Source organism: Streptomyces sp. NPDC002845, assembly GCF_053591955.1.
The window spans coordinates 20,993-45,587 of the sequence record NZ_JBSFUU010000060.1 but is presented as its reverse complement, the minus strand read 5'-3'; the positions used below and the strand labels follow the sequence as shown (position 1 = coordinate 45,587).

The window sequence follows — 24,595 nt, the reverse complement described above, 5'->3', positions numbered from 1 at the left end:
GCACAGACTCACGCACCGTTGCCCGTTCACACCCCGATTCACGCGATGGTGTGACCATGTCTCGCTGTGCGGATGCCCGCCGGAGGCGCCGGGTAGTGCCCGGCCATGACGCAGCCGTTCGAACTCCCCCACTTCTACATGCCGTATCCCGCACGGCTGAACCCGCACCTCGACGAAGCCCGTGCCCACTCCACCGAGTGGGCACGGGAGATGGGCATGCTGGAGGGCTCCGGCATCTGGGAGCAGTCCGACCTGGAGGCGCACGACTACGGGCTGTTGTGCGCGTACACCCACCCCGACTGCGACGGCCCGGCACTCTCGCTGATCACTGACTGGTACGTGTGGGTCTTCTTCTTCGACGATCACTTCCTGGAGCTCTTCAAACGGACCCAGGACCGCGCCGCGGGCAAGGCCCACCTCGACCGCCTGCCGCTCTTCATGCCGCTGGACCTCGACGCTCCCGTACCGGAGCCGGAGAATCCCGTCGAGGCGGGCCTCGCCGACCTGTGGGCGCGCACGGTGCCGTCGATGTCGACGGCCTGGCGCGAACGGTTCGCGGTCGCGACCGAGCACCTGCTCAACGAGTCGCTGTGGGAGCTGTCCAACATCAACGAGGGACGGATCTCCAACCCCGTCGAGTACATCGAGATGCGCCGCAAGGTGGGCGGCGCCCCCTGGTCCGCCGGCCTCGTCGAATACGCGACCGCCGAAGTCCCCGCGCCCGTGGCGGGTTCAAGGCCGCTGAGGGTCCTGATGGAGACCTTCTCCGACGCCGTCCACCTGCGCAACGACCTGTTCTCGTACCAGCGGGAGGTCGAGGACGAGGGCGAACTCAGCAACGGCGTCCTCGTGCTGGAGACCTTCTTCGGCTGTACGACACAGGAGGCCGCCGAGACCGTCAACGACATCCTCACCTCACGGCTCCACCAGTTCGAGCACACGGCGCTCACCGAAGTGCCCGCGCTGGCGGCGGAGAAGGGGCTCGCCCCGGACGAGGTCGCCGCCGTCGCCGCGTACACGAAGGGGCTGCAGGACTGGCAGTCGGGCGGCCACGAGTGGCACATGAGGTCGAGCCGCTACATGAACGAGGGCGCCGCCTCCGCGCGGGGCCCGCAGGACCTCGGCGGCGCGGTGCTCTCGGGCCCGGAGCTCGTCCGGCAGGCCGGCTTCGGCAGGTCCGCGGCCGACATGGGCGCGCTGCTCGCCTCCGCCGCGGCGGAGCGGCTGCGGGCGTACACGCACGTGCCGTTCCAGAAGGTGGGTCCGTCCAGGATCCCGGAAATCCACATGCCGTTCCAGGTGACGCTCAGTCCGCACCTGGACGGCGCCCGTGAGCGCGTCACCTCCTGGGCGCACAGCATGGGCTTCCTCCAGGAGGGCGTCTGGGACGAGGACAAGCTCGCCGCCTACGACCTGCCACTGTGCGCGGCGGGCATCCACCCGGACGCGACCCCGGAGGAGCTCGACCTCAGCTCCCAGTGGCTGGCCTGGGGCACGTACGGCGACGACTACTACCCCCTCGTCTACGGACACCGGCGCGACCTGGCCGCCGCCCGAGTGACCACGGCGCGTCTTTCGGAGTGCATGCCGGTCGACGGAGAGGAGGCCCCCGTCCCGGTCAACGGCATGGAGCGCGGGCTGATCGACCTGTGGCGGCGCACGACCGCGGAGATGACGCCGGACCAGCGGCGCACCCTGCGGGCGGCGGTGGACATCATGACCGAGAGCTGGGTGTGGGAGCTGTCCAACCAGCTCCAGAACCGCATCCCGGACCCGGTCGACTATCTGGAGATGCGCCGCGCCACCTTCGGCGCCGACCTCACCATGGGCCTGTGCCGCCTCGGCCACGGCCCCGCGGTTCCCCCGGAGGTCTACCGCAGCGGCCCGGTCCGCTCGCTGGAGAACGCGGCCGTCGACTACGCCATGCTCGTCAACGACGTCTTCTCGTACCAGAAGGAGATCGAGTACGAGGGCGAGATCCACAACGGCATCCTCGTCGTACAGAACTTCTTCGGCTGCGACTACCCGACCGCGCTGGGCGTCATCCATGACCTGATGACGCAGCGCATGCAGCAGTTCCAGCACGTCGCCGCCCACGAACTGCCCGTGCTGTACGACGACTTCGAGCTCTCCGAAGAGGCGCGCGAGGTCATGCACGGGTATGTGGTGGAGCTGCAGAACTGGATGGCCGGAATCCTGAAGTGGCATCAGGACTGCCGCCGCTACGGTGCGGCCGATCTCGCGCGCCGCTCCCACGGCTTCGTACCGGACAGGATTCCGACGATGCCGTTCCGAGGGCGCCCGGAACTGGTGACGCCCTGACGGCGCGCCCGAGCCCCTTGTCCACGTCCCGGGCGAGCCGTGCGCTCACGCTCGTCCGGGACGTCCCGGACGTCTGAACGGGAGGGCGCTCGGCCGCCCCGGCAGAACTCGGTGGCAGGCCGTCGCGCCGTTCGCCCACGGTCGCTGGGACGAGGCGACCCGGGCCCTCCAGGCCGCCGAGGACGGACAGCGGAACAACGCGGCCGCTGCCGTGTACGGGGCCGAGGGTGCCTTGACGCCACCCGCGCGGCCTGAGCGGGTTCGGGCAGCCGGTGCTGGTGCTCGCCGGGGAGACCGACCTGAATTCCCCGCCTCCCGCGATGGCCGAGCTGGCCGGGCTGTTCCCGCACGCCGAACTCGTCGTCCAGCCGGGAGCCGCCCACTTCCCGTGGCTCGACGACGCCGATCGGTTCGTGGCGACGACGGCGTTCCCGGCTGAGGGGCCGCCCGGCCAGGGACCGTCCAGCGGAGGCATGATGTCGCCGGGGCGCCGAGCCGCCGGGTCTCCGAGGCCGCCGTACGCCCCTCGCGTGCGCGAGGGCGATGTGCGCTCCCTGCGCGTCGTACGCGCGCGAGGTCGATTCACTGACGGTATGTCAGCGTCACTCTTTCGTGGCTCGTCGCGCCGTAGTGCGCCGGGTAGATCACTTGGCGGAGGCGAACCATGGAACAGACCACGTTGCGACCCAAGCCCATGCCCGGCCAGGAGCCCGAGGGCGACCGCCCGTCGGGCACCGCCCGGCGCCCGCATGCCGCGCCCCGCCGCGCGAAGCGGCTCACCACTGCGCTCTTCGCCGTGTTCGTCGGCACGGTCCTGGTCCTGTCGGGCATCGGGCTTGGCACCCTCGGCGCCACGGTGATCGGCATGAGCAAGCTGGCGGAGCTGCAACGGCAGGCGGGCGCCTCCGACGCGCCCGTGGCGCCCGGCTCGCCGGGGAGCGCGCAGCCGGGACCCCGCGACTCCACGCGCCCGTCCGACGTGACCAAGTCCGCGCCGGGCGGCGGGAGTCCGGCCACCGGGACGAACGCCCCCGCGCGTGCCACCCTCGGTGTGGAGGCCGTCGACGCGCCCGAGGACGGGGGCGCGCTCCTCGTCGGCGTCCACGTACCCGGCCCCGCCTACACCGCGGGCCTGGTGCGCGGCGACACCCTGCTCTCCCTCGGCGGGACCCGCGTCACCTCGGCCGCCGACCTTGTACGGGCGATCGCGGCCGCCCGCCCCGGGACACCGGTCGGTCTCGTCGTGCGGCACGCGAACGGCGCCCGCCAAGAGCTGTCCGCGGTCCCGGGAGTGGTCACATAGCGACGCAGGGCCGAACCGGGACCGAACCGGGACCGAACGGGGATCGAATCACGCCACCCTGAAGTGACTCGTCAACCGCCCCTCGTCGTCGAGCACATGGAACGCGAGCCCGGGCGGCGCGTCCCGGTCCGCGATCTGCTCGCCCTCCCAGGGCAGTCGCAGCGTCCACGTCACCCCGGGGCCGACGACGAGCGGCCGCCCCGCGAACACGGTCGCGGCGGGCGTGTGCGCATGCCCTGTGATCAGCCCGGCGATCTCCGGCCTGCGCTCCAGCAGCCCGGCCAGCAGGGCGGGGCGGCCCAGTCGGTACTTGTCCGGCAGCGGGTGGTGCAGCGCCACCGGAGGGTGGTGGAAGGCGAGCAACGCGGGCACGTCTCCGTCGAGTTCGTCGAGCGTCGCCTCGATCCAGCCGTACGTCTCCTCGTCCAGCTCACCGTCGTCCTCGCCCGGAATGCTGGAGTCGCACATCAGCACGGCCGCGTCGTCGAACACGTGCACGCTGTTCACCGGTCCGTCGGCCGCGGGCACCCCGAGGAGCGCCTTGCGGTACGGCTCCCGGCTGTCGTGGTTGCCCGGGCAGGTGAGGACGGGGAAGGGGCTCCCGGCTTCACGCAGCCCGAGGATCCGCGCGGCCTCCTCGTACTCCGCCTCCGTGCCGTGGTCCGCGATGTCCCCGGTCACCAGCAGCGCGTCCACCTGCCCCGGCAGCCCCCACAACAGGTCCCGCACCCGCTCGGCCCGCCGAGTCGCCCGCTCGGTCCCGTCCAGATGCAGATCGCTGATGTGTGCGAGTACGAGCATCGCTGTACGCCTCCCCTTGGCCGTTCGTTTGCGCTAATGCAATACGCGCATCTAAGCATTAGATCTAACGGATAGGCAATTGGAGTCCATTAGCCCACCCTCTGAAATGCCTTGGCGGAGCCCGCGCACGCGGGACACGATGGCGCCATGCTGACCACCCTCCTCGCCTTCCTCGGCGCCTGCACCCTGATCGCGGCCTCACCGGGTCCCAGCACCGTGCTGATCATCAAGGAGTCGCTGCGCAGCAGGCGTTCCGGCTTCCTGACGGTGCTCGGCAACGAGACGGGCGTCTTCGTCTGGGGCGTCGTCGCCGCCTTCGGCCTGACCGCGCTGCTGGCCGCCTCGGAGCTGGCGTACGACGTCATGCGGATCGTCGGCGCCGTCGTCCTGGTCGTCTTCGGCGCTCAGACGCTGTGGCAGGCGCGCCGGAACAAGGGGCAGCCGGAGGCCGTGGGGGAGGGGACCGAGAAGAGCGGCTGGGCCTCGTACCGGGGCGGACTGCTGCTCAACCTCGCCAACCCCAAGGCGGCGATCTTCGCGATGTCCTTCCTGCCGCAATTCGTGCCCGAGGGGGCGCCGCACCTGCCCACCATGATCGGGCTCGCGGCGCTCTGGGCCGTCTACGAGGTCGGCTACTACAGCACGTACGTGTGGTTCGTCGGCCGTATGAAGACCGTGCTGTCCCGTGCCGGGGTGCGGCGGCGCCTGGAGCAGGTCTCCGGAGGGGTCCTGCTGCTCCTCGGGGCGCGGCTTGCCCTGGAGAGCTGAGGGCGCGGGTTGCCCGAGAGTTGACGGCGCGGTGCAATCGGCTCGCGCCCGCTGCGGCGGAGGGGCAGGATGGCTGCCCGTAGGCCCCTGGGGAACTCCGGACGCACGCGGAGGCATGGATGACCGGCACACCCGCGCCCTTCACCGCCGATGACTACGAGGCCCGGATGCGGCGTGCGGTACGGGCCGCGGCGGACGCCGGACTCGACGGCGTCCTGGTGGCACCCGGGCCCGATCTGGTGTGGCTGACGGGATACCGGCCCGTGGAGACCGAGCGGCTCACCCTGCTGGTGCTGCGGCCCGGCGAGGACCCCGTCCTGGTCGTGCCCACCCTGGAGGCCCCGGACGCGGAGGCGGCGCCCGGCGCGCCCGCACTGACCCTGCGGGACTGGACCGACGGCAAGGATCCGTACGAGGCCGCCGGGGCCCTCCTCGGCTGCACCGGCCGCTTCGCCGTCAGTGACAACACCTGGGCGATGCACCTGCTCGGCCTGCAGAAGCGGCTGCCGGAGACGGCGTACGGGCCGCTCACCGAGGCTCTGCCGATGCTGCGGGCCGTCAAGGACGCGGCGGAACTGGACCGGTTGGCAGCCGCGGGCGCGGCTGCGGACCGGGCGTACGAGGAGATCCGGAAAGTTCCCTTCGCCGGACGCCGCGAGACGGACGTCGCCGGTGATCTCGCCGATCTGCTGCGGCAGTTCGGGCACTCCCAGGTCGACTTCACCATCGTCGCCTCGGGCCCGAACGGCGCCAACCCCCACCACGAGGCCGGCGAGCGCGTCATCGCACACGGCGACATGGTCGTCCTCGACTTCGGCGGCCTGAAGCACGGCTACGGCTCCGACACCTCCCGCACGGTCCACGTCGGCGAACCGGGCGCCGAGGAGCGCACGGTGCACGACATCGTCCGCGCGGCCCAGGAAGAGGGCTTCCGGGCGGTCCGGCCGGGCGCCGCCTGCCAGGACGTCGACCGGGCGGCCCGCGCGGTCATCACCGAGGCCGGGTACGGCAAGCGCTTCATCCACCGCACCGGGCACGGCATCGGCGTCACCACGCACGAACCGCCGTACATGATCGAGGGCGAGGAGCGGGCCCTCGTCCCCGGGATGTGCTTCTCCGTCGAGCCCGGGATCTACCTGCCCGGCCGCTTCGGCGTACGCATCGAGGACATCGTGACCGTGACCGAGGACGGAGGCCGCCGCCTCAACAACACCCCGCGCGAGATGGCGATAGTCGACTGACCGTGTACGCGCGTGCCGCCCGGCACGCGCGTACACGGTCGTCCGCACCGAGCACCAGGAGACCGCGAACTTCGCATACCCCCGACAGCCCGACACCCCGACTGACGACGGCGCGACCATGACCCAGGCACCGACACCCACCGCGGACACCGTCCGCCGACTGGCCCGTTCCCTGCTGCACGACGGCGGCGGACCGGACGTGCGGCCCGTCGCCGCGGGCGGTGAGCACTCCACCTGGTGGGTCGGCACCCGCCATGTGCTCCGGCTCGCCCCGGACCGTGACTCCGCCGTACGCCAGCGGCGCGAACTGCGGTTGCGCGACCTGGTCCGCCGGCACATCGGGGTCGCCGTGCCGGTGAGCGTCGCGCACGGCGAGTGGGCGAGCGGACTGACCTACACGCTCGACACCCGGCTGCCCGGCACCACCGGCCACGACCAGGACGTCTCCGCCGTGGGCGAGGCCGACCTCGCGGGACTGCTCGCCGGGCTGCGCGAGGTGCCCGTACGGCAGGCCGAGGCACTCGGCGCCCCGCGCGCCGCGCCCCGCTCCCTGGAAGTCCTGCGCACCGCCGCCACGCACGCCGCCCAGCGCCTCGCCGAGGCAGACGAGTTCGACCCCGCCCGGCTCACCCAGCTCACCGCGCCCGCCGCGGCCCAGCTGACCGCTCCGGCCGCGGTCCTCGTCCACCACGGCCTCGGGGGCGGACACCTCGTCGTGAGCGCCGACGGTCGCGTACGGGGCGTCCTCGGCTGGACCACCGCCGCGATCGGCGACCCCGCCGAGGACATCGCCGGCCTCGCCCTCTCCGTCGGCTCCCCGCCCGCCGTACGCGCCGCCACCCTCGCCGGGTACGGCGCCCGGCCCTGCCTGCGCGGCCTGTGGCTGGCCCGCTGCGACACGGTGATCCGCCTGGCCGACGGGCTCCGGGGGCACGACGAGACTCCGCTCACGCGGCTGCGGGAGCAGTTGCGGCGGGCCTGGGAGGCGATCCTGCTGGAGCGGGTGACGGAGCTGCGGGACGAGGGGGATGCGGGGGGCGAGGGGGCTTAGGGGAGGGGGGCGTGTCTGGGGCGGGGGCGGTGGCGCGTAAACGCTTACGTGAACGATTGCGCAAACGTTTACGTAAGCGTTTACACAGACGTTGACGTAAACGCTTGCGCAAGCGTTTACGTCCTCACGCGAACTCCGCAGAGCCCCCACCCACTCCTGTGCCCACTCCTGTGCCCACTCCTGCGCTCACTCCTGCGTAAACACCACACAGGACTCCCCCGGAACCATCAAGATCCCGTTCGCCCCCGGCACTTCGACCGGCTCCCACGCGGCGAGCACGCGCGCGTGGCGGCCGCCCAGCGGGACAGCGGCGGGTTCCTTGCCGAGGTTCACCGCGACCCGGACGTCCCCGCGGCGGAAGGCGAACCAGCGGTCGTCGACGTCGTAGGCGACCTTGACGTCGGCGAGGTCGGGGTCGGTGAGGTCGGGTTGGGCGTGGCGGAGGGCGATGAGTTCGCGGTACCAGGCGAGCACGCGTGCGTGGGGCTCGGTTTCCGGCTCGGACCAGTCGAGGCAGGAGCGGTCGCGGGTCGCCGGGTCCTGGGGGTCCGGGATGTCGTCCTCGTCCCAGCCGTGCGCCGCGAACTCCCGGCGCCTGCCCCGGCGCACGGCGTCCGCGAGCTCCGGGTCGGTGTGGTCGGTGAAGAACTGCCAGGGGGTGCCCGCGGCCCACTCCTCGCCCATGAAGAGCATCGGCGTGAAGGGCCCGGTGAGCACCAGCGCGGCCGCGCAGGCCAGCAGCCCGGGGGAGAGGCTCGCCGAAAGGCGGTCACCCTGGGCGCGGTTGCCGACCTGGTCGTGGGTCTGCGTGTAGCCGAGCAGCCGGTGCGCCGCGACGCGTGTGACGTCCAGCGGGCGGCCGTGGCGTCGGCCCCGGAACGTCGAGTAGGTGCCGTCGTGGAAGAAGCCGTGCGTGAAGGTCTTCGCGAGCGCCTTGAACGGGGCCCGTGCGAAGTCCTCGTAGTAGCCCTGGGCCTCGCCGGTCAGCAGGGCGTGCAGCGCATGGTGGAAGTCGTCGTTCCACTGCGCGTGCAGCCCGAGGCCGCCCTCCGCGCGCGGGGTGACGATCCGCGGGTCGGCCAGGTCCGACTCGGCGATCAGGAACAGCGGCCGGTCCAGCTCGGCGGAGAGCCCGTCGACGGCCGTGGACAGCTCCTCCAGGAAGTGGCACGCGCGCGTGTCCTTCAGCGCGTGCACCGCGTCCAGGCGCAGTCCGTCCAGCCGGTAGTCCCGCAGCCAGGCCAGCGCGCTGCCGATGAGATAGGCGCGCACCTCGTCCGAGCCCGGCGCGTCCAGGTTCACCGCGGCGCCCCAGGGCGTGTGGTGTGTGTCCGTGAAGTACGGCCCGAAGACGGGCAGGTAGTTCCCGGACGGCCCCAGGTGGTTGTGCACGACGTCGAGCACGACCCCCAGGCCGAGTTCGTGCGCCCGGTCGACGAAGCGCTTCAGTGCCTCGGGCCCGCCGTACGGCTCGTGCACGGCCCACAGCGAGACACCCTCGTATCCCCAGCCGTGCCGCCCGGGGAACGGGCACAGTGGCATCAACTCCACGTGGGTGACGCCCAGTTCCACGAGGTGCCCGAGCCGCTCGGCGGCCGCGTCCAGGGTGCCCTCGCGCGTGTATGTGCCCACGTGCAGCTCGTACAGCACCGCACCCGGCAGCGCGCGCCCGGCCCACGGCGCCCGCCAGGCGTATCGCTCGTGGTCGACGACCGCGCTCAGCCCGTCCGGGCCGTCCGGCTGGCGGCGTGAGCGCGGATCGGGCAGCACCGGCCCGTCGCCCAGCGCGAAGCCGTACCGTGTACCGTCCTCCGCCTCCGCCTCGCCGGTCCACCACCCCGTACGTTCCGGATCGTGCTCCAGCGCGCGCGTGGTGCCCGCGCAATGGAGCGTCACCCGGTCGGCCTGCGGTGCCCACACCTCGAACTGCACGGACGGGTTCTCCTTTGCCGGCGCGTCGACTGATCGTGAGGTAGCCCGTCCATGGTGCGCCAAGCGCGATCAATTCGCGTCTGAAACGGCCCATTCGCCCCGCCGGACGACCCGCGTGGCGGCGGCGGCCGTTTCCCCGTTTTCTGGACACCTCGGCCGCGCTGACCGACAATCACCTGCGTGACGTCGTCTTTCGAGTTCCACACGTACCCCGCGCGGTTGTCCGACGCGGAGCGCGACCGGGCCCTGAAGGTGCTTCGTGACGGCGTCGCCCTGGGCCGGTTGTCGCACGACACGTTCATCCGGCGCATGGAGCTGGCACTCACCGCGCGCCGCTCCGACGAACTCGCCGCGCTCACCGCCGACCTGCCCACCGAGAGCCGCTGGTCCCGGCTGGTGTTCGGCACCGTCGAGGCGGTCTCCGGCTTCACCGTGAAGCTGCGCCGGGCCTGGCGGGCCGAGCGGCTGCCCAAGCTGCTGCTGCCCCACCCCGGCAACGGCTACCCGCTGCGCATCGGCCGCGACCCCGCCAACGGGCTGCGCCTCAGCCACGAGACGGTCTCCCGCGTGCACGCCGAACTGAGCCGCCAGGGCGGCCTGTGGGTGCTGCGCGACCTCGGCTCGACCAACGGCACGAGCGTGAACGGACGGCGTGTGATCGGCGCGGCCGTCGTCCGGAACGGCGACCAGGTGAGCTTCGGGCGGATGACGTTCCGGCTCTTCGCCGAGTAGCCCCGCCGGTCGGCGTACGGCCCCGGAAGCAGCCCCCGGCGGACCGCGCACGGCCGCGAATCAAGCTCTGGCCTGGGGTTTACGCATCGAGTTCCCCAACTTCCCGTCTGTTCAACAGTGTTGACGTACCCCCGCAGTCGTGACTGACTGTGCGTACACCATGCACACCAGGTGAAACGACGACACCGCATAGTGGAGGTGCGCCCTGCCGCCACTCCTCCGCTATCCGACCGTGGACGAGCTGGGCGCCCGCGCGGCCGCACTCGTCGCCCGCCGCCCACGGGACGCGCGACTGCGCCGCGTGGGGACCTCGCGGGCGGGCACACCCCTGTGGCTGCTCTCCGTGGGCCACGGCAGCCGCCACGCCCTCGTCGTCGCCGGACCGCACGCCAACGAGCCCGTGGGCGGCGCCACGGCCGTGCGCCTGGCCGAACGGGCCCTCGCCGACCCCCGGCTGTGCGAGGGCGCCGACGCCACCTGGAACCTGCTGCTGTGCCTCGACCCCGACGGCGCGCGCCGCAACGAGGGCTGGCTGGCGGGCCCGTACACGCTCGGGCAGTACTTCAGGCACTTCTTCCGTCCGGGCTTCCTGGAACAGCCCGAGTGGCTCCCGGAGGGCGCGGACGGCGCCGTTCTGCCGGAGACCCGCGCCCTGCTCGACGTCCAGGACGAACTGCGGCCCTTCTTCCAGTGCTCCCTGCACGGCGTCGACGTCGGCGGCGGCTTCGTCGAGCTGACCCGGGACCTGCCCGGTCTCGACCGGCGTGTCGAGCACGCCGCCCGCCGCCTCGGCATCCCGCGCGAACTCGGCCCGTACGACACCCTGTACTGGCCGACGCTCGGCCCCGCCGTCTACCGCATCCCGCCGCCGCGCCGGGGCGACCTGGCCGCCGCCATCACGGAGGCCGCGGTCGAGTCCACCTGGTTCCACCCACACCCGTACGGGACGGTGACCGCCGTCATCGAGGCCCCCATGTGGGGCGTGACGGCCGTGGAGGACGACTCACCACCGCTGGACGCCGACGCGGTCCTGCGCACCGTGAGCCGGACGCTGCGCCGCGACACGAGGCTCCTGGAGGGCATCCTCGCGCGCGTGCGCCCCTCGGCCGGCGCCGGCCCCGACGCCGACCGCCTGCTTGCCCCGGTCGACGACTATTTACTGGTCGTTCCCGGTATCGCCGACTCCTGGGACCCCGATGCGCACGCCGCCGCGCGCCCCCTGCCGCCGCTCGACACGGCCCGCCTGACCACCCTCGGCATCTCGGGACGCCGGGTCGCGCTGCGCACGGCGGGGCTGCTGCACCAGCTCGTGACCCGCGCCGGGCGGGACCCGGCCGGTGCGCTGCCCGAGCTCGACCGGCTCATCAAGGAGTGGTGCGCCGACTACCGCGACGGCTACGGGGCGCACTGGATCCCGGTCGCGCGCCAGGTCGAGTACCAGACGCGCGTGGTGCTCGCCGCGTTCGAACTGGCGGGGCGGCACGCGCGCGTGGACTCCCATTCGGGTGAGTCGCAGTGGGGTTCCGAGGCCGCCGTGCCGATGCACCGGGAATGACACACACCACTCGAAGCGTGCGCACCCTGCTGACGGCGGCCGCCCTCCTCACGGTGGCCGCGGCCACCGCCCAGGCGGCCCCCGGGGAGACCGTCCCGGGCAACTGGCTCTACGTCACCGTCACCGAGGGCGACTCCCGGTCCAGCGACACCCGCGGCACGCTGCTGCTCTGCGACCCGCCCCAGGGCCACGCCCACGCGGCCCGCGCCTGCGAGGAACTCCGGGCCGCCGAGGGGGACATCGGCCGGATCCCGTCCAAGGAGGTCTTCTGCACCATGGTCTACGCCCCGGTCAGCGTCTCGGCCCGGGGCGAGTGGAACGGCCGCCGGGTCGCGTACGAGCGCGCGTTCTCCAACTCCTGCGAGATGGTGGCGCACACGGGAGCGGTGTTCGCGCTGTCGGACTGAGCCGGCCGGAGGGGCACGCGCGCGTGCCCCTCAACAACACCCCTCACACGTCCCGCGCGTACAGCGCCGCCGCCACCACGGTGCGGGCCTGGTGCTCGACCTGGTTCTCCAGCGGCACCCAGCGGGCCTTGAAACGTTCGGCGAAGGCGTCGCTCCAGACGGCGACAAGGTGTTCCAGCCGGGGCGCGGCCCGGTCGTCGGCCTCCTGGAGGACCCGCAGGAGCATCGCGGCGGCCCGCAGCGGCAGCCGGCGCCCGAACGCGTCCACGCTGCCCACGTACGCCATCGTGGTGTCCGGCGGCGGGCCCTGCTGCCACTCCCGGGCGAGCCCCGGCACCAGGTCCAGGGCCCACTTGGCGGCGCGCAGCAGCGGCCCGTCCGGCCCTGGCAGCCGGGGCAGCGCCTCGGCGAGCACCCGCTCCACGTGCCGCGCGTCCCGCAGCAGCCGCCGCCCCAGGTGCCGCAGAGCCGCCGCCGGAGCGGGATGCGGGGCCGGATCGTCCACCAGGTCGCTCGCCCACATGGGCACCTCGACGACCGCGGTCAGCCCGCCGTGGCGGTGCGCGTGGTACCAGGTGCTGTTGCGCGCGTCGTCCGGCAGGATCGGGTACGCCGTGTCGGAGCCGTGGTCCGGCATCACGTGTACGCCGGGCCCGGAGGCGGGCCAGCCCGCCGCGTCCGACGCGCCGGTCTCCACCGGGATGTTCAGCTCGGCCGCCGACTTGGCGAACGGCTCGGCGAGCCCCGGGACGTCCTTCGTCAACTGCACCCAGCTGCCGCCGAGATCGGTGCCGTGCAGGGTCACCTGGAGGTAGGGGCGCAGTTCGTCGATGACCCGGACGATGGCGCGCGTCTCGGGCGGCAGCCGGTCCGGCGGCAGCACCGACGGCGACCACTCCGGCTGCTCCGGCCCGGCCGGGCGGAAGAACCCGAGGTGGTAGTCGAGCAGGGTGCGCGGCGCCGGAGTAACATGCAGGCTCGCTCCGTCCGGGTCCGCGCAGAGCAGGAAGTGCCACGAGATGTCGGTCCGCAACCCACGCTCGCCCAGGACCCGTTCGGCCAGCGCCAGCAGCGTCGAGCCGCCGGTCGGCTCGTTGGAGTGGGCGCCCGCGACGACCAGGACCGCGCGCCGTGCGCGGCCGATGGACAGCAGCCGGAGAGGCCGGCCCGCGCGCGAGACGCCGATCTGCCGGAGCGTGCACAGGTTCGGCCGTCGTATCACCAGCCCCCGGACCGACGATTCGAGTTCCGTCACACTTGGGTAGCGCAGCTCCGGCAGGTGACTCACCCCCGACTTGTCCGCCCGGCGTCGCATTCCGCAGTACTCCACGGACCGGTTCGGGTGTCAAGGAGGTGAAGGGGGAGGCTCCAGGGGGCGCCCAGAGGCACTTGCCGCCGGAAGGGCCACCGGGGGGTGTTCCCGGAGTTGGTCAGTCCCCCTGAGCGTCACCGGCACGCTCCAGCAGCACCACGGGAAGCCGCTCGAAAAGCTCCTCCACGCGTGCGTGCCCCGCGAATGCCCGTCCCGGTACGAGGACATCGGCCCACCGCCCCGGCGGCAGCGCCAGCCTCGTGTCCCGCCAGCCGCCCGCATCGGCCAGCCGCAGCGACAGCCGCGTGACGGCCGTGACCACCTCTCCGGAGCGGGCGAAGGCGACACAGTGCGCGGCGGCCGGCCCCTCGGCGGCCAGCGGCTCGTACGTCGCGGTGTCGCCGAACACCTCGGGGCGCCGCCCGCGCAACCGCAGGGCGGCCGCGGTGAGCCCGGACTTCTCCGAGGGCCGCTCCCGGGGTGCGAACGGCTGCCGGTTGTCCGGGTCCACCAGCGCCAGATACTCGCCCTCCGTGCCCTGGTAGACGTCCGGCACGCCCGGCATCGTCAGATGGACCAGGGCCGCGCCCAGGACGTTCGCCCGCACATGGGGCTCCAGTGTGTCCCGGAGGCCGGCCACGCGCGTGTCGCCGCTCGGACCCTGGGCGACGAAGTCGGCCACCGCGTGCTCGTACGCGGGGTCCTGCTCGGTCCAGGCGGTGTGCAGCCCGGCCTCCCGCACGTGTTTCAGCAGAGCCCCCTGGAGGCGCTCCTCGGCGGCCGGGCCGAGCCCGAACGCCGTCTGCCAGGCCGCCCAGGCCAGCTGCGGGTCCGGCATGCCCGCACCCGCGCGGGTCACCTCGGCGAGCACGTCGGCCCACCGCTCGGGGCACTCGGTCAGTACGGCCAGCGCCGCGCGTACGTCCGCGCTGCGCTTGGTGTCGTGCGTCGACAGGACCGTGCCCATGGTGGGCCAGTCGCGCTGCACGCGCGCGCAATACGCGTGGAAGCGCTCCGGGGACACCGCCGGGCTCCCCGGGTTCCCGCCCACCTCGTTCGCCGACAGCAGCGGTACATAGCGGTAGAACGCCGTGTCCTCCACGGACTTGGCCCGCAGCGCGGACGAGGTCTGCGCGAACCGGGTCCGGAACTCCACCTGGGCGGGTCCGTCCCCGAGGCGGCCGAGCACCAGGTTCCGTACGACGTCGACGGACCGTGACTCCTCGGGCACCGTGAACGCCGTGCGCGCCTCGGCCGCGGCCTCCTCCGTGACGACCAGGGCGGCGTCCCCGGAGGCGTACAGCCGGTACACCTCCATCCGCACGAGGAGCTCGCACAGCGCGGTGCGCAGCGCCCAGGGCGCGTGGTCGCGCAGGGCGGGGTCCGGTGAGCGGGAGCACAGGCGGTGCGCCACGCGCGTGAGCCGGTCCACCTCCGTGGCCAGCTCGTGCGTGATCACCTTGTACGCGGCACGCCGTACGGTCGCCTCCCAGCGGCCGCCCCGGTCGGCCTGCGGGGCCGCGAAACGCCGGTACTGGCCGAGGAGTTCACCCGCCCCCGCCGGGTCCGTGAAGAGCCCGTCCACCTGCCGCAGCGCGTCGTATCCGGTGGTGCCCGCGACCGGCCACGCCGCGGGCAGCGGCTCGCCCTCCGCGAGGATCTTCTCGACCACCGTCCAGCGCCCGCCGGTCGCCTCGTGCAGACGGCGCAGATACGCGTCCGGGTCCGCGAGACCGTCGGGGTGGTCGACGCGCAGGCCGTCGACGATCCCCTCGTGCAGCAGCCGCAGGATCGTGTCATGGGTGGCCTCGAACACCTCGGGGTCCTCCACCCGCACCCCGATGAGCTCCGAAATGCTGAAGAACCGCCGGTAGTTGAGCTCGGTACGGGCCAGCCGCCACCACCCCGGGCGGTACCACTGCGCGTCCAGGAGCTGGGGCATCGGCAGCTTCTCGGTGCCCTCGCGCAGCGGAAACGCGTGCTCGTGGTAGCGCAGTTCGGACCCGTCCACCACGAGGTCGTCGAGCACCTCCCCGAGAGGCCGCCCCAGCACCGGCAGCAGCACCTGGCCGCCCTGCGCCTCCCAGTCGATGTCGAACCACCGCGCGTACCGCGACGCGGGGCCCTCGCGCAGCACCTCCCACAGGGCGCGGTTGTGGCGCGGGGCCATGGCCATGTGGTTCGGCACGATGTCGACGACCAGCCCCAGCCCCCGCGCCCGCGCGGCCCGCGCCAGCGACCGCAGCCCCTCCTCGCCGCCCAGCTCGCCCCGCACGCGCGCGTGGTCCACGACGTCGTACCCGTGCGTCGACCCCGGCACCGCCTCCAGCACGGGCGACAGATGCAGATGCGAGACGCCGAGCGAGGCCAGATACGGCACGGCGGCCTCGGCCGCGGCGAAGGGGAACTCCGGCTGCAGCTGAAGGCGATACGTAGAGGAAGGGGCGGAAGGGGCGGAGGGCGAGGAAGGCGTGGAGGGCGCGGTGGGCGCGGTGGAGGCCTCAGGGGTCATGGGACCCTATGTACCCTACGAGCCCCCTACGCAGGCCGATGCAACACCGCCATGCTCCGGTCCACCAGCGTCAGCCGGTCCCCGGCCTGCACCTTCGCCCCCGTCCCCGGCGGCACCCCGTCCGTTCGGGCGGTGTCCACCACGACCTGCCACTGGCGCCCGTGGTTGACCGGGACCACGAAGTCCAGGGGCTTCGGGGAGGCGTTGAACATCAGCAGGAACGAGTCGTCGCTGATGCGCTCCCCGCGTGCACCGGGCTCGGAGATGGCGTTGCCGTTGAGGAAGACGGTCAGGGCCGAGGCCGGCGCGGAGTGCCAGTCGCGCTGCGTCATCTCCTCGCCCGCGGGGGTGAACCAGGCGATGTCGGACAGCTCGTCGTGGGTGCCCTCGACGGGCCGCCCGTGGAAGAAGCGGCGCCGCCGGAAGACGGGGTGGTCCTTGCGCAGCCACACCATCGCGCGCACGAAGCCGAGCATCTCGCGGCTGCGGCCGTCACTGTTGCCGTCGGTGTCCGGCCACGGTACCCAGGACAGCTCGTTGTCCTGGCAGTACGCGTTGTTGTTGCCGCGCTGCGTGCGCGCGAACTCGTCGCCGTGACTGAGCATCGGCACGCCCTGCGACAGCATCAGCGTGGCGATGAAGTTCCGCATCTGGCGGGCCCGCAGCTCCAGGACCGCCGGATCGTCGGTCTCGCCCTCGACCCCGCAGTTCCAGGACCGGTTGTGGCTCTCCCCGTCGCGGTTGTCCTCGCCGTTGGCGTGGTTGTGCTTGGTGTTGTACGAGACGAGGTCGTGCAGGGGGAACCCGTCGTGGCAGGTCACGAAGTTGATGGAGGCAAGCGGGCGGCGGCCGTCGTCCTGGTAGAGGTCCGAGGAGCCGGTCAGCCGGGACGCGAACTCCGCCAGCGTGCGCGGCTCGCCCCGCCACAGGTCTCGTACGGTATCCCGGTACTTGCCGTTCCACTCGGTCCACAGCGGCGGGAAGTTCCCCACCTGGTAGCCGCCCTCGCCGACGTCCCACGGCTCGGCGATCAGCTTCACCTGGGAGACCACCGGGTCCTGCTGCACCAGGTCGAAGAACGACGACAGCCGGTCCACCTCGTGGAACTGCCGGGCCAGGGTGGCCGCGAGGTCGAAGCGGAAGCCGTCCACGTGCATCTCGGTGACCCAGTAGCGCAGCGAGTCCATGATCAGCTGCAGTACGTGCGGTGAGCGCATCAGCAGGGAGTTGCCGGTCCCCGTGGTGTCCATGTAGTAGCGGGGATCGTCGGTGAGCCGATAGTACGACGGGTTGTCGATGCCCTTGAAGGACAGCGTCGGCCCCAGGTGGTTGCCCTCCGCCGTGTGGTTGTAGACCACGTCCAGGATGACCTCGATCCCGGCCTCGTGCAGCGCCCGGACCGCCGACTTGAACTCCAGCACCTGCTGCCCGCGGTCGCCCCAGGAGGCGTACGCGTTGTGCGGGGCGAAGAAACCGATCGTGTTGTAGCCCCAGTAGTTGTTCAGGCCCGTCTCCACCAGGCGGTGGTCGTTGACGAACTGATGGACCGGCATCAGTTCCAGCGCCGTGACACCCAGCTCGGTCAGGTGCTCGATGATCGCCGGGTGCGCGAGCGCCGCGTAGGTGCCGCGCAGTTCCTCCGGCAGCCCCGGGTGCTGCATGGTCAGGCCCTTCACATGGGCCTCGTAGATCACCGTGTGGTGGTACTCGGTGCGCGGCCGCCGGTCGTCGCCCCAGTCGAAGTACGGGTTGACCACGACCGAGGTCATCATGTGCGGCGCCGAGTCCAGGTCATTGCGCTTGTCGGGCGCCCCGAAGTGATAGCCGTACACCTCCTCCCCCCAGGTGATCGACCCGCTGATCGCACGCGCGTACGGATCCAGTAGCAGCTTCGCGGAGTTGCAGCGCAGCCCGCGCTCCGGCGCGTACGGGCCGTGCACGCGGAAGCCGTAGCGCTGCCCCGGCATCACCCCGGGCAGATACGCGTGCCGTACGAACGCGTCGGACTCCCTCAGCTCCACCGCCGTCTCCGAGCCGTCGTCGTGCAGCAGGCACAACTCGACTCGGTCGGCGGTCTCCGAGAAGACCGCGAAATTGGTCCCGGCGCCGTCGTACGTGGCACCGAGCGGATACGCCTGTCCAGGCCAGACCTGCATGGATACGACTCTTCCAGTTGTCGCGCGCCCTTGGGGGCGACTCCGTGCCGAGTCTCCCTCAAAGTGATGGAACCACCTACGACTTACGCCCCTCTTACCGATCGACCAGCGCATACGCGGTATGCCGAACATGCGGGACCCGGAAAACTCCCGGAGATTACAGGAGGAGTAGGGGGAAATGTGCGAAAAGTAATACGCGGCCATCTGGGAAAGGTGGTGGCGGGTACGGGGATCGCGGTGGCCGGGACGGCCCTGATGGTCGGGATCACGCTGCCGGGGTCGGCGGGGGCCGAGGACTCCGGTGGCACGAACGGCGCGACCGCCCAGCAGACCGGGGAGGGGCAGGGCCAGGGACAGGAGCAGGGTCAGTCCCAGCCGGTGCGGCCCGGTGTCGTCGAGCAGGCGGCGGAGGACGGCGACAAGGGCACGGGCCGCGACCCGCTCACCGACGACGAGACGGCCCGGATCGAGCGGATCGCACTGGACCGGCAGCTGTTCAGAGCCAGTGAGAACGTGGAGGGCGAGCGCGGGCCCCAGCGCATCGGCGTCGGCCTCGCCGAGCCGGACGAGGACGAACTGGACGACCCGAACGCGCCCCGGCGCGCGGACGTCACGTTCTACGACTACAAGGACGACACGCTCGTCACCAAGACCGTCAACCTCGACACCGGCAAGGTCGAGCGGACCAGCACCCAGCAGGGGGTCCAGCCACCCTTCGGCCACCCCGAGCTGGTGGAGGCCGCGCAGCTCCTGATCGCCGACCCGCTCGGCGCCGGCCTCAAGGCCGACTTCAAGGACGCCACCGGCAAGGAGCTCACCTCGCCCGACCAGCTGCTGCTGAAGGGCATGGTCTACCACGCCGTGCCGGGGAGCACGCCCGAGCACCTCGTCGGCTGCGGCGAGCACCGGTGCGTGCGCCTCTTCCCGAAGGTCAAGAACGGGCCCTGGATCGACAGCCGTGACCTGGTGATCGACCTGAGCGCCCGCACAGTCGGCAAGCTCGGCTGAGCCGGCGCGGCGGCCGCGACCGGTCCGCCCGAGCCGCGTCCGTCCACATTTTTCCGGCCTGCTCCCGACCCGGGGCCATCCACTTTCCGAACTCTCTGATCCCTGCAAGGAGATCACTTCGTCATGCGCGCGAACAGAATCAGCCGTGCCCGCGGCCGGACGGCGGTGGGTCTCACCGTCGCCGCCCTGACCGCCGGCCTGACCACGGCCGCGGGCCCGGCCACCGCCCAGCCCCAGGACGCACCCAAGGCCGCCCCCGCGGCGGGCCCCGGCTGCAGTGCGGCGTACCGGATCGAGCGGAAGCTCTCCACCGGCACCACCTGGCGGATGTGCTGGCGCTACGAGCGCGAGGCCGGGCTCGTCCTGGAGAACGTCTCGTACCAGCCCCCGGGCGAGGCCCGCCCCATCAAGGTCCTCTCCAGCGGCAAGCTCGGCCAGATACACGTCCCGTACGACGACGGAACGGCCGAGTACGACGACCTGACGAGCTTCGGCTTCGGCCAGGGCCTGATGAATCTGAAGCCGTCCGAATGCCCCGGGGGCACCATCAAGACCGTGAAGGTCCCCGATGCCTGGGACCCGGAGCACCCGAACGTCAAGGGCCTGTGCACCACGACCCGCTCGCGCGGCCACGCCTACCGCATGCAGGGCGACACGGGCAACAAGGTCTACCAGAAGCAGGGCAAGGACCTGCTCGTCTACGTCGTCAACCAGGTCGGCTGGTACGAGTACATGACCGAGTGGCGCTTCCAGGACGACGGCACGATCAACATGAACGTCGGCGCGACCGGCAGCCTCGCCCCCGAGGACTACGACGCCGGTGACGGCCGGGGCTGGCCGATCGGCAAGGGCGCCAAGGACTACGCCACCAGCCACAGCCACAACGTCTTCTGGCGGCTCAAGTTCGGCCTGGACGGCTCCTCCAAGCAGAGGGTCGAGCAGTACGACTCCAAGGTCACCCCGCCCACGCGCGGCGACGTGGGCCCCACCAACAAGACGACCCGCACCCGGATCACCAAGGAACTCGCGGGCAACGCCAAGAACATGCGCTGGTGGCGGGTGGTCAGCAACACCGGCAAGAACAAGGACGGCCACGCCCGGTCGTACGAGATCGTCCCCGGCGCCACCACCAAGTACCCCGGGCGCAGCTACACCAGGCACGACGTCTACTTCACCCAGTACAAGAAGTGTGAACAGTTCGCCAGCAACAACATCCGCAACTGCGCCGCCGGCGCCGGAAAGTCCGTCGACCGGTGGGTCGACGGACAGACCCTGACCCACCCCGTCGTCTGGGTCAACGTCGGCTTCCACCACGTCGCGCGCGACGAGGACCAGCAGCCCATGCCGGTCCACTGGCAGGGCTTCTCGATCGCCCCTCGCGACGTCACCGCTATGAATCCGCTCACTCCCGCCGACCTCAAGGGTCAGAACGGCCATGTACGGCCCGGTCGTTGAGAAACTACCCGTCCATCCGGCTGCACCGCCGCCCACTCCCGGAGTACCCTTCCTTGATCGTTGCGTAGGGGAGAGCTCGGGGGAGCGGAAGGCGGTGCGTGGGTGGGCTCGGGAGGGCTGGAGTTGCCTCCTGGTGACGAGGGTCACGAGGGGAACTCCACAGATGTCCCACCCGGCGCGGTGTCCCTGGCACGGCCGATGGAAATGGGATCCATCGGTCCGGAACTGGACTGGAACGCCGACGCCTGGCGCGAGGTGCGCACCCGCGCCCAGCGGGCCGGCCGCGCCTACATCTGGCTGAACCTCGTCGAACAGCGGCTGCGCGCGGTCGTGGCCGCTGTTCTGCGCCCCATCTACGAACCCGTCCACGGCGACGACTGGGTGGTCGCCGCCGCGGGACCCGCCGGACAGGAGTGGGTGCAGCGCGCGGTCGCCGTACGCGAGGTCAGCCGCCGCAAGGGCTATCTGCTGGACCCCGCCGACGACAATGTGCTCAGCTTCCTCACCCTGCCGCAGCTGCGCGAGCTGATGGTGCAGCACTGGCCGTGCTTCGAGCCGTACGTCGACGAGCGCCGCGACGTCGAACTCGCCCTGGACGAGCTGGAAGTGACCCGGAACGTGGTCTCCCGCAACCGGGCGCTGTCGGAGGCCGTCCTCGCCCAGGCGGAGCGGGCCTCGGCGCGGCTGCTGGAGATCCTCGGCGCGGGCAGCGACGTGCCCTCCGCCCGCCGGCTGCCCGTCGACGCGGTCGAGGAACTCGTCGGCGACCGGTACGCGGACGTCGTGGCCGTGCACTCCGACCGCGTACGGCTGCTGCGCCGGTTCCCGGCGGAGGACCTGTTCGGCGGGGCCCGCCGCCTGGACGCCATCGGGATAGGCCTGAACCTGCTCGTACAGAACTTCTCCGGGCGACGGCTGGTACGCCTCGCCGAGTCGGGCTGCCGGGTACGGCTGCTGTTCCTGAACCCCGCGTCCAGTGCGGTCAAGCGGCGCGAACGTGAACTGGGCATCAAGCGGGGCGAGTTGAGCCGAGCCGTCGAGATGAACATCCTGCACATGCGCCGGGTGCGGTCCAAGCTGCGTGACCCGGGCGCCTTCGAGATCCAGGTCTTCGACGAGACGCCCCGCTTCACCGCGTATCTCGTGGACGGCGACGGCTCGGACGGTGTCGCCGTCGTCCAGTCGTATCTGCGCCGGACCCGGGGGATGGAGGGACCGGTGCTCGTCCTGCGCGGCGGCGGGCGGGTGCTCAAGGCGGACGAGACCGGCGAAGGCGGGCTTTTCGAGACATACCGCGAGGAGTTCGAGGTGGCGTGGGCCGACTCGCGGCCGGTGTCCTGACGCGGGGGCAACTGGTGCCGTGACCGGGTGGCGTGACAGGGTGGCGCACCGCTAAGCGGAACGCGGTCCTCTGATTGTCAGTGGCACATGGGATCGTGGAGACCACTGGGGGAAAGCACCACCAAGAAGGGGGGCCACCATGGGTTGGCACCGGCAGTTGCTGATCGGCTTCGACCTGGAGACGACCGGGACGGACCCGCGCGAAGCGCGCATCGTCACGGGGGCGGTGATCGACGTCAAGGATGGGGAGCCGATGGGGCGCCGGGAGTGGCTGGCCGACCCGGGCGTGGAGATCCCGGCGGAGGCGGTGGCCGTCCACGGCATCAGCAACGACCGCGCGGCGGCCGACGGCAGACCGGCCGACCAGGTCGCGGACGCGATCGCGGACGTCCTCACCGGGTACTGGAAGACGGGCGTCCCGGTCGTCGCCTACAACGCGGCCTTCGACCTCACGCTCCTCTCGGCGGAGTTGCGCCGCCACGGCCTGCCCTCGCTGCGCGAGCGCCTCGGCGGCCTCCACCCCGCACCCGTCATCGACCCGTACACGATCGACCGCTCCGTGGACCGCTACCGCCGCGGCAAGCGCAACCTCGAAGCGGTCTGCGCGGAGTACGGCGTCGCGCTCGACTCCGCCCACGACGCCTCGGCCGACGCCCTGGCCGCGGCCCGGCTCGCCCGCGCGATAGCCGAGCGCCACCCCAAGGTCGCGGCCCTCGGCCCGGCGGAGCTGCACCGCCGCCAGATCGAGTGGTACGCCGAGTGGGCGGCGGACTTCCAGAACTTCCTGCGCCGCAAGGGGGAGACGGACGCGGTGGTGGACTCGGCGTGGCCGCTGCGGGAGTTGGCGGACGAGACGGCGGCCTAAGCGCTCCGCTGGAAGTCCGGTGCATCACCTGCGGGCCCGTCGTGGCTGGTCGTGCCCCGCGGCGGAGCCGCTGATGTCACCGCCCCGCGCTCCTTTGGGGCGCTGTCGAACCGCACTGGACTTCGCTGGACCCGCTTAGGTCCTTGGTTTCTACGCCTGGCCGGCGATGCGCTCCACGCGGGGCTTGGCCAGCTGTTCGTAGTCGGCCCCCGAGATGACCAGGGAGCGGTCGAGCCGGGCTGCGTTGAAGTAGAGCCGTGGCTGGGCGACGACGTCCGGGTCGGCGACGAGTTCGAGCTCGGGGTCGAAGCTGAACGGGAGCACCGTGCCGGGCACGGAGCGGGCCAGCCGCTCGGCGGTGGCCGCGTCCGAGAAGCCGGCATAGCGGGCGGCGAACAGCTCCCGGACGGCGTCCAGGTCCACGCGCCGGTCCCCGGGGACGACCGCGAGGACATGACGGGTGGTCCTCCGGTCGACCTTGACCCGCAGCACGATGCACTTCGCGGCCTCGGACTCCGGGTGCCCGCGCAGCGCGCAGACGGCTTCGGTGGCGCCCTCGGGTGCGTGGTCGATGAGGCGGTACTCGACGGAGGAGGTGTCGAGCAGGGTGATCAGGCGCTGATAGGTGTCGTGGTGCGGCATGCGGGGTCCTCTTCGGCGCGGTTGTTGTCGGTGCCGTCGGTGCCGTCGGTGCCTTCGGTGCTGATGGCGGTGGCTCCGTCGGCTCGCTCGCGTCCGTCCGCCTTCTGGAGCTCGGCGGCGCGGCGGGCGGTGCCGTCTGCTCTGCGGGGGACGATGGCGTCGCTCCGGGCCTCGGCGGCTCCGGGGCGGGGCGGCTCGGTGGTCGCGCGGTGGGCGCGTTCCACGGCCTGCCCCCAGTAGGTGCCGGCGACCATCAGGGCCGCGCCCAGGCCGGTGAGCGGGGTGAAGTGCTCGCCGGCGAGGGCGATGCCGACGGCGGCGGCCCAGATCGGCTCGGTGCCCAGCAGCAGGCCGGCCCGGCTGGCGGAGGTGCGCTGGATCGCCCAGGTCTGCGCCAGGAAGGCGAACACGCTGCAGAACAGGGCGAGATAGAGCAGCTGGGCCCAGGTCGCGGCGTCGGCGCGGGCCAGAGTCGGGAGGTCGCGCGCGGTGAACGGCAGGAACAGCGCCGTGCCGACCAGGGTCTGCACCCCCGTCAGGTGCAGCGGACGGATCGCCCGGCCGGCGGTGAGCCGTCCGACGAGCACCACATGCCCGGCCCGCACGACCGCGGCGCCCAGCATCAGCACATCACCGAGCCGGGGAGCGTGGAAGCCGTTGCCGGACATGAGGAGGCCGACGGCCAGGACGCACACCCCGGCGGCACCGTAGAAGGCGGGAGGCAGACCGCCGCGACGGCCCGAGCGGTCGAGGAGAGGAGTGAGGACGATGGTCAGACTGATGATGAGGCCCGCGTTGGCGGCGCTGGTGTGGGCGACGCCGTATGTCTCCACAACCAGGACGGCGGCCTGTGTGACGCCCAGCGGCAGACCGGCCCGGAGTTCGTCGCGGGTCCACCGCCGGGGTTTGTGTCCGGGGCCGCGCCGGGCGGCGGTCAGGCCGAGGCAGGCGAGCGCCGAGAGGAAGTACCGGGCGAAGAGGACCAGCAGGACGGGGAGGGCGGTGGTGGCGGTCTGGGCGGAGAGATAGCTGGAGCCCCAGACGAGGGCGACCAGAAGGAGGACCGCGTCGGTACGACGAGGGTCACGGCGGAGGTCGCGGTCGGGACCGCGGTGGCGGGGATCGGGCATGCGCCCACCGTGCATCACCGGCGTACCTGAAGCCCAGGGCCACTTTCTAAAAGGATCTTTTA

The 24,595-nt window shown here is 72.0% G+C and carries 19 protein-coding genes; 12 read left to right on the top strand and 7 right to left on the bottom strand.

Features of this window, described 5'->3' with window-relative positions; all coding sequences use genetic code 11:
• Positions 1-105: 105 nt before the first annotated feature.
• Together cyc2 and ACWD3C_RS33695 are read left to right on the top strand one after the other, a co-directional pair.
• Positions 106-2,322, top strand: a complete 2,217-nt coding sequence (gene cyc2 / locus ACWD3C_RS33700) for a germacradienol/geosmin synthase Cyc2 (RefSeq protein ID WP_451149965.1) — start codon at positions 106-108, stop codon at positions 2,320-2,322.
• 664 nt (positions 2,323-2,986) lie between these two features.
• On the top strand, positions 2,987-3,625 hold the full coding sequence (locus tag ACWD3C_RS33695) for a PDZ domain-containing protein (RefSeq protein ID WP_451149964.1): 639 nt from the start codon (positions 2,987-2,989) through the stop codon (positions 3,623-3,625).
• A gap of 48 nt (positions 3,626-3,673) precedes the next feature.
• On the opposite strand, the gene ACWD3C_RS33690 is transcribed toward ACWD3C_RS33695, so the two are convergent.
• Positions 3,674-4,426, bottom strand: coding sequence for a phosphodiesterase (locus ACWD3C_RS33690; protein ID WP_451149963.1), 753 nt, complete (start codon positions 4,424-4,426; stop codon positions 3,674-3,676).
• 147 nt (positions 4,427-4,573) lie between these two features.
• Between ACWD3C_RS33690 and ACWD3C_RS33685 the strand changes: the two genes are divergently transcribed.
• The 3 genes from ACWD3C_RS33685 to ACWD3C_RS33675 all read left to right on the top strand — a co-directional run bounded on the left by ACWD3C_RS33685 (position 4,574) and on the right by ACWD3C_RS33675 (position 7,486).
• On the top strand, positions 4,574-5,194 hold the full coding sequence (locus ACWD3C_RS33685; protein ID WP_451149962.1) for a LysE family translocator: 621 nt from the start codon (positions 4,574-4,576) through the stop codon (positions 5,192-5,194).
• A gap of 119 nt (positions 5,195-5,313) precedes the next feature.
• Complete coding sequence (locus ACWD3C_RS33680; RefSeq protein WP_451149961.1) at positions 5,314-6,435, top strand: aminopeptidase P family protein; 1,122 nt, start codon at positions 5,314-5,316, stop codon at positions 6,433-6,435.
• Between the two features lie 118 nt (positions 6,436-6,553).
• Positions 6,554-7,486, top strand: coding sequence for an aminoglycoside phosphotransferase family protein (locus ACWD3C_RS33675; RefSeq protein ID WP_451149960.1), 933 nt, complete (start codon positions 6,554-6,556; stop codon positions 7,484-7,486).
• Positions 7,487-7,672: 186 nt separating this feature from the next.
• Here ACWD3C_RS33675 and treZ read toward each other — a convergent pair whose 3' ends face one another.
• Positions 7,673-9,418 (bottom strand): malto-oligosyltrehalose trehalohydrolase, encoded by a 1,746-nt coding sequence (gene treZ / locus ACWD3C_RS33670; protein WP_451149959.1) that lies wholly within the window; start codon positions 9,416-9,418, stop codon positions 7,673-7,675.
• Positions 9,419-9,598: 180 nt separating this feature from the next.
• Here treZ and ACWD3C_RS33665 point away from each other — a divergent pair, with 180 nt between their 5' ends.
• The 3 genes from ACWD3C_RS33665 (at position 9,599) to ACWD3C_RS33655 (ending at position 12,112) form a co-directional block, all read left to right on the top strand.
• Positions 9,599-10,150, top strand: coding sequence for an FHA domain-containing protein (locus tag ACWD3C_RS33665; protein ID WP_451149958.1), 552 nt, complete (start codon positions 9,599-9,601; stop codon positions 10,148-10,150).
• A 232-nt stretch (positions 10,151-10,382) separates the two neighbouring features.
• The gene (locus tag ACWD3C_RS33660) at positions 10,383-11,705 is read left to right on the top strand and encodes a M14 family zinc carboxypeptidase (protein WP_451149957.1); all 1,323 of its coding nucleotides are present in this window, start codon (positions 10,383-10,385) and stop codon (positions 11,703-11,705) included.
• Positions 11,702-12,112 (top strand): SSI family serine proteinase inhibitor, encoded by a 411-nt coding sequence (locus tag ACWD3C_RS33655; protein WP_451149956.1) that lies wholly within the window; start codon positions 11,702-11,704, stop codon positions 12,110-12,112. Before ACWD3C_RS33660 ends, ACWD3C_RS33655 begins: the two co-directional genes overlap by 4 nt.
• Positions 12,113-12,155: 43 nt before the next feature.
• Here ACWD3C_RS33655 and ACWD3C_RS33650 read toward each other — a convergent pair whose 3' ends face one another.
• The 3 genes from ACWD3C_RS33650 to glgX all read right to left on the bottom strand — a co-directional run bounded on the left by ACWD3C_RS33650 (position 12,156) and on the right by glgX (position 18,092).
• Positions 12,156-13,400 (bottom strand): M14 family zinc carboxypeptidase, encoded by a 1,245-nt coding sequence (locus ACWD3C_RS33650; RefSeq protein ID WP_451149979.1) that lies wholly within the window; start codon positions 13,398-13,400, stop codon positions 12,156-12,158.
• Positions 13,401-13,542: 142 nt separating this feature from the next.
• A complete protein-coding gene (gene treY / locus ACWD3C_RS33645) occupies positions 13,543-15,936 on the bottom strand; it encodes a malto-oligosyltrehalose synthase (protein ID WP_451149955.1) in 2,394 nt (797 codons plus the stop codon).
• 26 nt (positions 15,937-15,962) lie between these two features.
• Positions 15,963-18,092, bottom strand: coding sequence for a glycogen debranching protein GlgX (glgX, locus tag ACWD3C_RS33640; protein ID WP_451149954.1), 2,130 nt, complete (start codon positions 18,090-18,092; stop codon positions 15,963-15,965).
• Between the two features lie 180 nt (positions 18,093-18,272).
• Here glgX and ACWD3C_RS33635 point away from each other — a divergent pair, with 180 nt between their 5' ends.
• The 4 genes from ACWD3C_RS33635 (at position 18,273) to ACWD3C_RS33620 (ending at position 22,761) form a co-directional block, all read left to right on the top strand.
• On the top strand, positions 18,273-19,100 hold the full coding sequence (locus ACWD3C_RS33635; protein WP_451149953.1) for a Tat pathway signal sequence domain protein: 828 nt from the start codon (positions 18,273-18,275) through the stop codon (positions 19,098-19,100).
• Between the two features lie 123 nt (positions 19,101-19,223).
• Positions 19,224-20,555, top strand: coding sequence for a copper amine oxidase (locus ACWD3C_RS33630; RefSeq protein ID WP_451149952.1), 1,332 nt, complete (start codon positions 19,224-19,226; stop codon positions 20,553-20,555).
• A gap of 102 nt (positions 20,556-20,657) precedes the next feature.
• A complete protein-coding gene (locus ACWD3C_RS33625; protein ID WP_451149951.1) occupies positions 20,658-21,896 on the top strand; it encodes an SAV2148 family HEPN domain-containing protein in 1,239 nt (412 codons plus the stop codon).
• A 139-nt stretch (positions 21,897-22,035) separates the two neighbouring features.
• Positions 22,036-22,761 (top strand): exonuclease domain-containing protein, encoded by a 726-nt coding sequence (locus ACWD3C_RS33620; RefSeq protein WP_451149950.1) that lies wholly within the window; start codon positions 22,036-22,038, stop codon positions 22,759-22,761.
• Between the two features lie 150 nt (positions 22,762-22,911).
• Here the strand turns inward: ACWD3C_RS33620 and ACWD3C_RS33615 are convergent, their stop codons facing one another.
• The gene (locus tag ACWD3C_RS33615) at positions 22,912-23,403 is read right to left on the bottom strand and encodes a YbaK/EbsC family protein (RefSeq protein ID WP_451149949.1); all 492 of its coding nucleotides are present in this window, start codon (positions 23,401-23,403) and stop codon (positions 22,912-22,914) included.
• Positions 23,373-24,533 (bottom strand): DMT family transporter, encoded by a 1,161-nt coding sequence (locus ACWD3C_RS33610; protein ID WP_451149948.1) that lies wholly within the window; start codon positions 24,531-24,533, stop codon positions 23,373-23,375. The genes ACWD3C_RS33615 and ACWD3C_RS33610 overlap by 31 nt, the downstream gene beginning before the upstream one ends.
• Positions 24,534-24,595: the final 62 nt, after the last annotated feature.

What these genes read in the sequence shown, in the direction of transcription:
- cyc2 (WP_451149965.1), top strand. Translation starts at nt 106, where the DNA reads ATGACGCAGCCGTTCGAACTCCCCCACTTCTACATGCCGTATCCCGCA.
- ACWD3C_RS33690 (WP_451149963.1), bottom strand. Translation starts at nt 4,426, where the DNA reads ATGCTCGTACTCGCACACATCAGCGATCTGCATCTGGACGGGACCGAG.
- ACWD3C_RS33615 (WP_451149949.1), bottom strand. Translation starts at nt 23,403, where the DNA reads ATGCCGCACCACGACACCTATCAGCGCCTGATCACCCTGCTCGACACC.
- ACWD3C_RS33630 (WP_451149952.1), top strand. Translation starts at nt 19,224, where the DNA reads ATGCGCGCGAACAGAATCAGCCGTGCCCGCGGCCGGACGGCGGTGGGT.
- ACWD3C_RS33655 (WP_451149956.1), top strand. Translation starts at nt 11,702, where the DNA reads ATGACACACACCACTCGAAGCGTGCGCACCCTGCTGACGGCGGCCGCC.
- glgX (WP_451149954.1), bottom strand. Translation starts at nt 18,092, where the DNA reads ATGCAGGTCTGGCCTGGACAGGCGTATCCGCTCGGTGCCACGTACGAC.
- ACWD3C_RS33680 (WP_451149961.1), top strand. Translation starts at nt 5,314, where the DNA reads ATGACCGGCACACCCGCGCCCTTCACCGCCGATGACTACGAGGCCCGG.
- ACWD3C_RS33610 (WP_451149948.1), bottom strand. Translation starts at nt 24,533, where the DNA reads ATGCCCGATCCCCGCCACCGCGGTCCCGACCGCGACCTCCGCCGTGAC.
- ACWD3C_RS33620 (WP_451149950.1), top strand. Translation starts at nt 22,036, where the DNA reads ATGGGTTGGCACCGGCAGTTGCTGATCGGCTTCGACCTGGAGACGACC.
- ACWD3C_RS33695 (WP_451149964.1), top strand. Translation starts at nt 2,987, where the DNA reads ATGGAACAGACCACGTTGCGACCCAAGCCCATGCCCGGCCAGGAGCCC.
- ACWD3C_RS33685 (WP_451149962.1), top strand. Translation starts at nt 4,574, where the DNA reads ATGCTGACCACCCTCCTCGCCTTCCTCGGCGCCTGCACCCTGATCGCG.
- treY (WP_451149955.1), bottom strand. Translation starts at nt 15,936, where the DNA reads ATGACCCCTGAGGCCTCCACCGCGCCCACCGCGCCCTCCACGCCTTCC.
- ACWD3C_RS33675 (WP_451149960.1), top strand. Translation starts at nt 6,554, where the DNA reads ATGACCCAGGCACCGACACCCACCGCGGACACCGTCCGCCGACTGGCC.